This is a genomic window from Bartonella sp. AC10YNML (assembly GCF_042196825.1).
In the GTDB taxonomy this organism is placed as follows: Bacteria; Pseudomonadota; Alphaproteobacteria; order Rhizobiales; family Rhizobiaceae; genus Bartonella.
Genome location: NZ_JBHIRA010000025.1, coordinates 1 through 11,643, shown reverse-complemented (window position 1 = coordinate 11,643; position 11,643 = coordinate 1). Strand labels below are relative to the sequence as shown.

General features: G+C 38.1%; 10 protein-coding genes and 8 pseudogenes. 12 read left to right on the top strand and 6 right to left on the bottom strand.

The window, feature by feature from the left end:
* The 6 genes and pseudogenes from ACFINA_RS08920 to ACFINA_RS08895 form a co-directional block, all read right to left on the bottom strand.
* Positions 1-120, bottom strand: a pseudogene (locus ACFINA_RS08920) (exonuclease); the annotation flags it as partial.
* Between the two features lie 243 nt (positions 121-363).
* A pseudogene (locus tag ACFINA_RS08915) lies at positions 364-468 on the bottom strand (ERF family protein); the annotation flags it as partial.
* Positions 469-604: 136 nt separating this feature from the next.
* Positions 605-826 (bottom strand): hypothetical protein, encoded by a 222-nt coding sequence (locus tag ACFINA_RS08910; protein WP_375615448.1) that lies wholly within the window; start codon positions 824-826, stop codon positions 605-607.
* Positions 827-1,284: 458 nt separating this feature from the next.
* Positions 1,285-1,915, bottom strand: a pseudogene (locus ACFINA_RS08905) (phage antirepressor KilAC domain-containing protein).
* A 181-nt stretch (positions 1,916-2,096) separates the two neighbouring features.
* Positions 2,097-2,484: pseudogene (locus ACFINA_RS08900) on the bottom strand (hypothetical protein).
* A gap of 152 nt (positions 2,485-2,636) precedes the next feature.
* Complete coding sequence (locus ACFINA_RS08895; protein ID WP_375615447.1) at positions 2,637-3,224, bottom strand: helix-turn-helix transcriptional regulator; 588 nt, start codon at positions 3,222-3,224, stop codon at positions 2,637-2,639.
* A gap of 486 nt (positions 3,225-3,710) precedes the next feature.
* Between ACFINA_RS08895 and ACFINA_RS08890 the strand changes: the two genes are divergently transcribed.
* The 12 genes and pseudogenes from ACFINA_RS08890 to ACFINA_RS08835 form a co-directional block, all read left to right on the top strand.
* Positions 3,711-4,190 carry a crossover junction endodeoxyribonuclease RuvC gene (locus ACFINA_RS08890; protein WP_375615446.1) on the top strand — a complete coding sequence of 160 codons (480 nt, stop codon included), beginning with the start codon at positions 3,711-3,713 and terminating at the stop codon, positions 4,188-4,190.
* A gap of 176 nt (positions 4,191-4,366) precedes the next feature.
* The gene (locus tag ACFINA_RS08885; protein ID WP_375615445.1) at positions 4,367-4,540 is read left to right on the top strand and encodes a hypothetical protein; all 174 of its coding nucleotides are present in this window, start codon (positions 4,367-4,369) and stop codon (positions 4,538-4,540) included.
* A 314-nt stretch (positions 4,541-4,854) separates the two neighbouring features.
* Positions 4,855-5,637, top strand: coding sequence for a hypothetical protein (locus ACFINA_RS08880; protein ID WP_375615444.1), 783 nt, complete (start codon positions 4,855-4,857; stop codon positions 5,635-5,637).
* Between the two features lie 256 nt (positions 5,638-5,893).
* Positions 5,894-6,146, top strand: a pseudogene (locus ACFINA_RS08875) (hypothetical protein).
* Between the two features lie 34 nt (positions 6,147-6,180).
* Positions 6,181-6,516, top strand: a pseudogene (locus tag ACFINA_RS08870) (hypothetical protein); the annotation flags it as partial.
* Between the two features lie 323 nt (positions 6,517-6,839).
* Entirely contained in the window at positions 6,840-7,292 is a 453-nt protein-coding gene (ssb, locus tag ACFINA_RS08865) for a single-stranded DNA-binding protein (protein ID WP_375615443.1), read from the top strand.
* Between the two features lie 10 nt (positions 7,293-7,302).
* Complete coding sequence (locus tag ACFINA_RS08860) at positions 7,303-7,869, top strand: hypothetical protein (protein ID WP_375615442.1); 567 nt, start codon at positions 7,303-7,305, stop codon at positions 7,867-7,869.
* Positions 7,773-8,156, top strand: a pseudogene (locus tag ACFINA_RS08855) (type II toxin-antitoxin system HicB family antitoxin); the annotation flags it as partial. The gene ACFINA_RS08860 and the pseudogene ACFINA_RS08855, both read left to right, overlap by 97 nt.
* Positions 8,157-8,616: 460 nt before the next feature.
* Entirely contained in the window at positions 8,617-8,937 is a 321-nt protein-coding gene (locus ACFINA_RS08850; RefSeq protein WP_375615441.1) for a hypothetical protein, read from the top strand.
* A 3-nt stretch (positions 8,938-8,940) separates the two neighbouring features.
* A pseudogene (locus ACFINA_RS08845) lies at positions 8,941-9,492 on the top strand (hypothetical protein).
* A 406-nt stretch (positions 9,493-9,898) separates the two neighbouring features.
* Positions 9,899-10,450 carry a hypothetical protein gene (locus ACFINA_RS08840; protein ID WP_375615440.1) on the top strand — a complete coding sequence of 184 codons (552 nt, stop codon included), beginning with the start codon at positions 9,899-9,901 and terminating at the stop codon, positions 10,448-10,450.
* A gap of 30 nt (positions 10,451-10,480) precedes the next feature.
* Positions 10,481-11,643 (top strand): phage terminase large subunit family protein (locus ACFINA_RS08835; RefSeq protein ID WP_375615439.1); only part of this gene is annotated, 1,163 nt, incomplete at its 3' end.

The following is an 11,643-nucleotide window of genomic DNA, read 5'->3' as shown; positions in this document are numbered from 1 at the left end:
TAGTCTTCATATTTGCTCGTAGGCAATCCTTTTGTAGTTTTATTGAGTATGTTGTAAATGTTTGATGCGGTGACTTTCCCTAGACTTGCTTGAAAATCATTCTGCTATTCGTTGCTCCATCTCACACCGCCGTTTGTTGCTCTTGTGATGGGGGCAATTGTAGAGCTTTTTCTTTTTGAATATTTTTTCTTCTTTCCAAATGCCCAAAACCAATTCTGCTTTTTCACAAGACATATCTGTTAGTTTTTCTGCTTCTGCGAAATAGAGAAGACTACTTTCATTTGTCCCTGTTTCTTTAATTAATTCTTCGATTTGCTTTATCTGTTTAGAGGAAACTTTTTGATTATTTATATCGCCTTCTTTGGTTTGCGGTTGACCATCTGTATCGTCTTCTTTACTTGCTACATTAAGAAGTATGCCTAACAGGTATCTCTGTGCGTAGGTAAGTGTGGAACCAACTGATTGTATGCTATTTTTAGAGCCTGTACTGTCAATTGGAAATGTTCCTTCTGTTTAGATTTTATTTCCTGAAGGGTGAGGCAGAATTATTTCTATGGTAACGTTTTTTTCTGTTTAATATAGTTGTATTTTGCAAGCCCGTCCTTTAAAGCGTCAATGTACTGATCAAGCATAGCGTATTTGCTGTTTGTATGGGTGATTGTAGAGTTTTTTCAATATTTTGATATTTTGTTTGCATAGCCGAAAGGTCACGGACAAAGTTTTGGCGCTCTTGTCGTTCTATTTCTTTTTCTCTTAAATCAAGAAGACGCTTTAAGCGGTCAATACTAACGTCACTTTCTAATGCTTTATTAAAAATACATTCCATAGCAGTTTATTCGACGGCTAAATGATGTGTTTCTTCAATTTCTATTAGGTTAGTGTTTTGTTCACTCATTTTGATTTTCTCCATTACGCGCAATTCACGTGTGGCGTGAATCACGCATGTTTTAAAAGGCTGGTTTGGCTGTTAGAAAGAGCTTATACGCTCTGTCTTTTTCTAGGGATATGTTCGGGGCTTTTCTATTACAACTAATATGTGTGTTGCTTGAAATACATCTGTTACCACATACAACAGCATCACCACCAATATGAGCTTTTTCACAAATATTGCATTGCCGTGAATTTCGGCTATTCCGTAGACTTGCGTATTATCGAAAATATGTGCATTGGATTCAACACAAGCGTTTCCAAAGTCTCTCAGTGCACGCATGCGACGAACTAGGCGACGATAAAGAATGTCTATTTCATCAGTAAATTCGTATTTCTTTTCTATGATTGTTGCTCTTAATGCATGCTTTGTCTTTATAAGCTCTTGAAACAGCACATCAATGCCTTCTGCTGCTGGTACAACTTTTTCTATTCCATTTGCGGTTTGAAGTGGATGGTCGGACAATCCATAAGTTGCTTTTGGATTTTGTCTTGATACGGTAGCAAATTTCCACCTGCTGCTCGTCTGTAAAACCATCCTTTTTGCTGTAAGAAGAGAATGAATTGTTTTGGTTGTATCTCGAGTATTTTAGCGGCTTCTGTAAGACCGAGGAGTCCATTATGACGCTCTAGCTTTCAAGAGCCATTGCCTTTGGTTTAAGGGTACTCACTTCACTTTTTAAGGTCTCTAATTGTGTGCTGCTTTCTAAAAGCAGTTTTTTCACAAAGAGAGGGTCCTCTAAAGCGTTTGCAAGGTCTAAAAGTTTCTTTGCACGCCGTTCACATTCAATAAAATATTGACGGGCTTGTTTACCTTTTTCATTACGCTCTACCATGGCAAGCTCTTTTGCCATGTCTAATGTGAGTGATAGTCTATGGCTGTAACAGCTCTAGATTTTGCGCTCCCCAATTTTGTGGACCGCAAATCTTGTGTTTTTATAAAATCACTTTCCTCTTCAAATTCATATTGATGAATACGATTCTTAATTCAAGTAGAAAAATCTTTCCCTATTTCCAAAAATTCATGTAAATCACGTGCGTTAACCGTTGGAACGGTTTCGTGTTTGATTGTATTGTGCTGGATAGCAATAGGCTTTTCCATTACGAACCTCATGTTGATGGGATTGATGAATGAAAGGGGGCGCGCTTTTAAATGCGCCCTTCAGAATTTAAAGCACATCACAAGGATGCAAACGGTGTTGTTGTTCGTAAGAATCATACTTCGTAAGAATCATACATTGCATCGTCATATTCATGCTGTTTTATATCGTCTAAAAAAACGTATGCTGTGATGTGTAAAATAACGTCATGAGGTATGTTTCCGTTAAAACACTGTTCTTCACGTTCTCTAAGATAAAATTCTGCGATATCTTCAGAGATATCTTCGCAGCTATTTTAAGAAGGATTGATGCGAAAGATTTGGATTTCATCATTTGCCTCGTCAATAATTTTTAGAACTTGGCTTTCATCCAGTGATCCTGAACGACCAATGTTTTGATCATCATCGTAGACAACTAATAAAATTTCATTGGAATTTATAAGAATTGGATTTTCCATAATTTTTCCTCCCTAACATCCCTTGGCGATTGTTTGTGCGTGGTTTATAGACACCAATGTAGCGACTTTGAAAACATAATCAACAAGAAATGTAGCGATTTTAAAAAGTATAAACTAAAGGCTTGCTTGAAGAGAAGTATAAAAATATTAATTCATATTCTGGCTGGCTTAATCCAGTCGATAGGTGCACACCATTCTAATTCTACATCTACGATATCGGCATATTTTCCATTTATACTGGATAAAACCCATTTCCCTTTTTCTTTTCCGAGACGTAATACTTTGATGTAAACTTTCCCACATTTAGTTTTTATGATAGCGCGGTTGTTAATAAGATCCTCTGGTGGCAAATGATAGGAATAAAAAAGAAGACTTCCTTCTTCAATGGCTGGAAACATAGAATCACCTACCACGCGAACAGCAACAGTTCCTTTAGGAGCAGATGGTGGGACTTCTACTTCTTCTAGACAACCAGAATCTATTGCTATTATTTCTCCTCCGGCTCCTACAGATCCGATCAAAGGAACTAAGTGATTAGTGGGAATAAAAGCACCGGTAAGCTTTGATATTTCTAATAATTCTCGAGCAGAAATATCTCTTGTTCCTTTTAGCATTTTATTGACGGCAGCACGATCTATTGAGCGACCTAAAGAAGCGGTTAGCTGTCTTGAAAGCTCTGATTGGCTTAATCTAGCTTCAGATAAGGCATTTTGTAACCATTGCGAGATACTTATTGTCATATATTTATTGTAGGTACGTTGTATACAATCGTCATTTTCTAATTTAGCAACATGTAGTTTTATTATAAATTTTCCTTCTTGATATTGTTTTTATAATCGCTACACAATGTGCTATAAAACAATTTTCGGAAATAATAAATCTGTAGGTGGGGTTCGTAGAACACGCGTGTATGCCTGGCTCCGTCCTATATCAAAAGGTAGAACTGGTGGGAGAATTCCAACAAAACATATCACAATTCTTTTGAATGAAGCCAAAAGAATTGGAGCATCGATTAAGGCAGAAAACTTTTTCTCGTTTTTTTATAGGACGCAATCATGTGATTCTAAATTATCTTCACAATCTGCTTTTATTGCTGCTTCTACAGATAGTAATGAACATCAACAGTATCATTCACACTCTTAAACAAGCATTAAATAAAGAGATCAAATTAATAGATTACGCGTCACCATGCGCACGCATAAATACGTAGTGCCTTAAGGGGGATTATGATCACTAACGCACAAACTATTTTATGTCTTGATCTAGGGACCAAGACAGGCTGGGCGATACGTGGTGCAGATGGTCACATAACAAGCGATACAGAAAATTTTCAATCACGCCGTTTTGAAGGCGGTGGTATGCGTTATTTATGCTTTAAACGGTGGCTTACTGAACTAAAGAGGTCCGTTGATGAAATTGACGCGGTGTATTTTGAAGAGGTGCGCCGGCATGTGGGTACAAACGCTTCTCATATTTACGGAGGCTTTCTAGCAACATTAACGGCGTGGTGTGAACATCATCAGATACCGTATGAAGGCATTCCCGTTGGTACCATTAAGAAAGCAACGACAGGCAAAGGAAATGCCTCAAAAGCAGAAATGATTAAGGCAATGCGTGCAAAAGGTCACGCGCCTTGTGACGACAACGAAGCAGATGCTTTGGCAATTTTATATTTAATGAAAGAAGGGGGTATACATGTCCAATAAATTACCGTGGACGGAGGTTATTTGCAGATAAATGGATTCTTGATCCTGCTTGTTTATCTCCCTTTGAGTGCAAAGTTTACATAAAGTTACGCTTGCAAATGCTTTATACTAGAAAACCACTTTTAAATAATATGAAGATCCAGGATGATTACACTGGCTGTGCAGTAAAAATGTTTATGAAAGCGTTAGAAGTTTTAATAAGCACAGGTCATATCGAACGTTTAGACGATGGGTGTTTATGGAGTTTAAAAGTTGAAGAAGAACTCAATAACTCTAATGAGAGTTTAGAGAAGGTATCGAAGACGTCACGGTCAAAGACGTTATCAGAGAAAGCAAAGAAAGCAGCGTAGGCAAGATGGGATAAACATACAAATGATGCTTGTGGTATGCTTAATGATGCCCATATATAACATAAACAATAACAGTTATAATAAAAAACTAATACTATCGTATTAGCAAAAAAGAAATTTGTTCTGAAAATTTACAAACAAACGAACAGGTTCATGAGTCAATAGAGATTCATGCTTGCGGAAGCCAACCAGAGCAAATCACAACGGATGTAGAAAACCAACCTCCCATTCACAAGCAAAAGAACGTTCCCCAAAAAGCGAAGCGGACTAAATCAAAAGATGATTTTCGCTTACCTGAGAATTTTGAACCTAATTTGCAATACGCAATCGATAAAGGCTTACCCCATGATGAGGCGCTGTTAGAGTTCAAACGGTTCACAAATTACTGGATAGCAAATCCAAATAAAAATGCAAACAAACGGGACTGGCAAAGGACTTGGTACAATTGGGTCACAAGCTCTATCGGAATGCTAGCAAAGAAAAAAGCAAGATTAGAACAGGAAAAACGGTTAGGTGGTCATTATGGAAAATTCACTCAGAAAACTTTCACAGAACAGCTTGAAGAGGGCTTCAACGAACTCAGAGATCATCTCTCATCTGGAGAAGATTATGGAAATGATCAGTCCGGGGCATCGATTGACGCTGAAAGCTGGGAATACATTGACGAAACAAGAGGAGGCACAAACCTTAGATGCTTGAATCGTCTACAAGCGTTGCTTTCTGTGAAAGCTTCAGTTAAGCAAATTGAGCAAACTTCTTTCCTACTCTCAAGCATGAAAGTCTCTGCGAATACAGACACCAAAGCCGTCGTTTTATCCTATGGCATGATGCTGGACCGCATTTCGTCATATGCTATGAAAAAGGATGTCGAAAATATCGTAACGGGTCAAGCAATTGGGATATCAAAAACATTTATGCCAACTTGTGGAGAACTTTTAACTTATTGCCAGACAGTAGAAAACACCCTTCTTTCAAAAGCCGAAAGTGTACGCAAGGCTGTTTTGAACTCCCGTGAAAAAAGGCTGAAAGAAAAGGCAATGAGAGAGAATTCAAGACCACTCACGTTGATTGAAAAGCAAAAGCTTGAAGGAATTTAAATGGTCTTGGGGGGAACAGTGAAAAACATTGCAGGTTAGTAAACTAGTGAAAAGCGCTGATCATTTTGGGATTAGATATGTGTTTAAACCGACAAAAAAGCACCGTATAAAGAGATTTGAAGTTTTTTTACTACAATTAAAAACACAAAACGCTCTGTACGGTCAAATTTTAGGTAAATAGACCAATTGGTAAAATTATGGACTCAAAACATGAGAATATTAAAAGAACCTGTCCTTTAAAAAGCGTAAACAGCCAATGCAAAAAGAGTTTGTTGCAACAACTGTTGATTATGTTCCTTGGGGGGACGGAGCGGCAGAGTATTTTTACAACCTCTACAAATATGAAGACGGTACAAGAGAATGTGAAAAGTTTGATGGCGGCCAGTATTATACCACACCAGAATGCGGATTTTAGTACCAAAGCGCAAATGAAAGCATGGGTTTACGGTGGTGCTATTCCGAAAAGCGTTCTGAATTACGAACCTCTTATAGATGAGATCAATAAATAGATCAAAAAATTATCGAAAGCCGCAGGAAATAAATATTTTTACAGATAAGCAGTTAAGAGCCTTGTTTGGCATTATAACTTTTATATTTTTATGTTTTTTAGGAATTAAAAAAAATCTTGACTTTATTCAGAGTATTTTGACATTCGCGTCTGTTTCTTTGGTAATAGTCACAACGATTTTTGCAATTTTATGCAATTCTAATATTCCTTCTGAATTGCAGAGTAACCCCAAATATAAAGATGATGATACAACGGGTTGGGTGAAACTAACACGTGATTTACAACAGTATTTGCACAGACTCTTAAAACTAATAAGTTTAGCGCTTGTCGTTTTAATTTTCCCCAATAGTTATAAAGAAACGGCCTCTATCTTGAGAAAAGATAGCAAATATTTGTCGTAAGAATTTTACAATGAACTCTTCTGCCCCACTTAACCATAAAATTTCTAACACGTTTGTTAGAATTTTTAAGTCTCTTTCACAACAAGATCTGACAAAGTGCAATGAACTCATGGAGAAAGTAGAAAAAAAACGGTGCTTGCAGAATAGAATACCTTGATCTCCTTATTTTATACACCGTAAACATAATTTTATATATTAAAAAACAATAATATCATTTTGAAATAATTGAATAAATATGCAAATTATGCTAAGATTTTGTATGTATAAATTGCTAATCTAATGGGGCTACAAATATGCTAAATAAAGTGACTTTAATCGGGCGCCTTGGTGCTAATCCCGAAAGCAAAACAATGAATTCTGGGGCAAAAATAGTCAATTTTAGTATAGCGACTTCTGAGAGCTATACAGATAAAAAAACCAATCAAAAAGTAGAGAAAACAGAATGGCATTCAGTTGTGATTTTTAATCCACATTTAGCAAAAATTGCACTTCAATATCTAAACAAAGGTTTAAAGGTTTACGTAGAAGGCAAATTACAGACACGCAAATGGAAAGATAAAAATGGGCATGACCGTTACACAACAGAGATTATTTTACCACAATTCAAAGGCGAGTTGTATTTGCTTGATGCAAAGAAAGATCAAACAGCATCCCCTACCCCTTCACCCATTACTTCTCAAAATTATGCTATCGCTTCAGGTGCTGCTGATCATGGCGCATCTCTTAATGATGCTATCCCATTCTGATTGATAACATATGACAAAGAGAAAAAAACGTACAAAACGCGGACGACCTCGGATTAAAGGATGCATCTCACGAGCAAAAAGACCGCATGAACCCATGGATAAATTGGCAATTGAAATGCGTGCCAAACGCTTTGGCTTGACCATAGAAGAGGCTAAAAATCCGCTTTCCGGTACCTATATTGGGCGGCTTTATTTGCAAGGCGAAATCAATCAAGACCAATATGATGTTGCGCAAAAATATCTTGAAGTGAAAAACAATTACCTATGTGCAAAAGGATTACCTAATGCAATTTATGATAACTTTACTCCTTCATCAAATGAGGAGGCACAAAAACGGTGGATTGAAAGAGCAACTCATTGTTATGAAGAGACGAAAGAGGTTATCAAAGAAATACAACATCTCTATAGACAGTATAATCTTTATGCTGCATTACAATATCTTGTTATAGAAGATCAATCGTTAACACATCTTGTTAGCTCTTTGCTCTTGTTCATAAAGATGAAGACTCTGCTTTTGGTGTTCAGTTTCCTGATTTTGAGGAACTTTTTTCTGCTGCTGATGAGGAAGAAAATTTAATAGCAAATGCAACAGAAGCACTCCAACTTTATTGTGAAGATATAGATAGAGTGCCTATTCCTTCAAAATTTGAAGAAGTCATACAACGGGAATCTGTCAAAACAGCTTTGTCAGAAGGAGCTTCTTTAATACAAGTTCCTTTTATTGAAAATGATTCAGAAGTCATACGCGCAAATATATCAATTGAACGAGGGCTTTTACGTGCAATTGATAATTGTGCACAAAAGAGAGGTTTAACAAGATCTGCTTTTTTGGCAACAGCAGCCCGTCACGAGCTTAATATTTAGCTCATCAATCTGGAAAAATTTCTCACTCTCGATTTTTTTGCAAAAGCGTGTAATTGCATATGATCCGCAAACTATTAATGAAAATCAAAAGGCGGCAGGCAAACAAAATGCTATAGTTAAGAGGGATATAACTATCATTGATACTATATACATGGCATCTAATATTTCTGGACCTGTCATTGCTTTTCCTTCCTATAATAATTTCACAATAATTTATAAAATCTAAAATATAGATTTTTTTGTTGGCATGATGTAAAAAATCGTATTTAATGATAGCACGGTACTAGTTGTATTGCGTCTGAAATTCAAAAATATCCCCAAAAATTCAGTAAAATGTGAACTTGAAGCATGGCTAGAAAGCCCTGTTTTCTAGATAATTCTGACTAATCAATTTTTCACAGAATAAAAATCAATATTGGACTAATGATGTCATTAATTCATTGCCTCAAAAGGAGCGAAGATGAAAGCAATCATCACGAAGCCAATGTGTGTTGTTGGCGATAATAAAAGCACCGTTCGTTTTGAACCATCAACACCCAATAATCCATTTGTTGAGGTATCCAATCAAGTCTACGCTCGTCTCAAGCGTGCAAATGCTGCTAAACCCTTTGTTGATGTTAAAACAAAAATAAAGCCCGACAAGGGAGTTGAACAAATTAAGCAAATAGAAAAAGAACCCAACCAAATATCATCTGAAACAGTAACAGAGGAAACCTCTCTCGAAAAGCCTAAAGCATCTAAAGTTTCCAAGTCATCAACACCTACTCTTAAAAAGGCTTAGACGTTGAAGTTAATCATCCACCAAAAATGGTATCTTCAACAGGCAAAAGATACCTTCACAAGCCTTCAAGCCCCTCGCCTTAATTGGGCTCTGCGTAATACTCTAAACACCTCAGCAAAACAAGTTGAACGCTTTACTGAAAAGCAAGTTACCGACATCTCATCAGCCCAAATAAAGCGTATAAGAAGAGGTGTTTATATTAAAGAAAAGGCGACAGCAAGGTTTTTTGAGACAGATATCATTGGTTCTGGAACACCAATACCTCTTAAATTTTTTGAAGCAAACGAAACAAAACGCGGTGTGGCTTACAAAATGTTTGAGAAACAAGAAATCTTACCCCATGGTTTTATCAAGGGAGGCAGTTTTCCAAAGCATGTTGATTTGAAAATGGGAGGGAATGTGTTTCAAAGAGATGACGGAGATCAATTCCCCATTGCAAAACAAGAAGGACCATCAATTGCTAAAGTTATGTCAAAGCCAGAAATTGCAAGTGCTATTGCATAATATGCCAATGAAAGATTAACCAAAAATATACAGAGACAACTTAAACGTTAAGAATACGCTGCTAATAAAAAAGGCTAGATCATGTTCTCACGCTTTATCTATATGTTCCATATCCTTATGGGCTTAGGCATTACCTATTCTTATTGCAATATTAAAAACAGATTATCACTTATGCTTTGTTTTTTCCATAAAAAAATCAATAAAATCAATGAAAAAGGTACTTCCCAGCGGGTTGGCTTCGTTGCGGGGCAGGCGAGCGCGAACTATCGCTAGCGACAGAATTTTTAAATTGACTGTACATTGTACACATAACACATTGATAAATAACAATTTAATGTGTTAAGTATTTCCTTATCGTATTAAATCTTGTTTTTCAGTTGGTACCGTAAATCTCTCTTTATCCTAATACGCCGTAACCGCCTCCTTCTTAGGACAGAAAAGAAGGAAAGGAGCAACTATGAATAAGAAAACGCGTAAAGGTTTATCGCTTCGTGCGTTTGCCAAAAAGATGCGTGTTTCTCCTAATGCAGTGGTTTCTCGTCTTAAGACAGGGAAGTTTGATAAGGCTCTTTTTGAAGATGGTTCTGTTAATGAAGCGCTTGCCACAAGCATCTGGAATGAGAATCCAACAAAACGCCCTGCTCCATTTTTAGCACCGGATGGCCAACCGCGAACAAAGATCAAACAAGTCTCTACAGAGGGTGCCAATGAATACAAGATTAAACTGGAGCGAATGCAAGTTGCGCTTGAAAGCGAAAAGATTGCCCTTGAACGCTTACGCGAAACAACCGTTGACCGTGAAGAAGTCAAGAGAGCAGCGCGTGAGTTTGGAAGAGCACACCGTGACGCTATGTTGAATTTTCCTCATCGATTTGGTGCAAGCATTGCTGCACAAGTTGGATGTGATGCTGCAAGCCTAATCGGTGCCATTGATTATTACATGCGAAAGGCTTTGCTTGAAGCTGTTCATATTCCAGTTCCTTATCATGATCCTCAACCTCCAGAATGAGAGAGTTTTGGGGCGAGCAAAGAATGAATAATGGATGAGAATGCTGTTACAGAATTTTTCTCCCATGCCAATGATGCAAGACAACCGGACCCACCGTATACGGTTTCCCAATGGGCGGACAAGAATAGATACCTTAGCACCGTAGCAAGTGCTGAACCTGGATTGTGGAGAACAAAGCGGACCCCCTATTTGCGTGAAATCATGGATAATCTTTCCTCTCACAAACCGATTGAAACAACCATTGTCATGAAAGGAGCGCAGGTTGGCATGTCAGAGGCAGGATTGAACTTCTGCGGTTATGCTATTCATTATAGTCCAGGACCTGCTCTTTATGTCATGCCGACCGTTGAGACAGCCAAAAAGCTTTCAAAGACGCGGCTTGATCCCATGATTATGGCAAGTCCAGTTTTAAGTGAACGCATAGCCCCAGCACGAGCACGTGACAGCGGAAATACCATGTTTTCGAAAGAGTTTGATGGTGGGGCATTGATGCTTACAGGAGCCAACAGTGCTGCTGGTTTGCGTTCCATGCCTATTCGTTATCTGATTTTAGATGAGGTGGATGCCTATCCTCTCAGTGTCGATAACGAAGGTGATCCAGTGATGATTGCGGAAAAGCGCACATCAACCTTTGTACAACGAAAGATCTTTAAATTGTCCACTCCTACCCACCGTGACACAAGCCGTATTGCCAAGGATTTTGTACTAGGAGACCAGCGATATTACAACGTGCCTTGTGATGCATGTGGTACACTCCAGCCGATTGTTTGGTCACAAATCAAATGGCCGAAAGGGGTTCCTGAAAAAGCTGTTTTTGTTTGTGCCCATTGTGGTCATGAACATGCCGAGCACCGAAAAACAGATCTCATGTGTGAAGAAAGAGGCGCATGCTGGGTCCCAACCAGTGAATCAAGCAGACCCAATTTGCGCTCTTATCATATTTCGGCACTCTATTCACCTTGGCTTACATGGGGAGAATGTGCAAGAGAGTTTTTAAATGCCAAAGATGATCCAGCTCTTCTACAGCCTTTTGTCAATACAGTGCTTGGAGAGCCATGGGAGGACAGAACGGGCGAAGTTGTTGATCCAGACAGCCTTTATGCAAAACGCGAAGAGTATCCCCTTGCACCAGAACAAGCCGTCGTGTTGACAGCAGGCATTGATGTGCAAAATGATCGTTTAGAGCTTGAAGT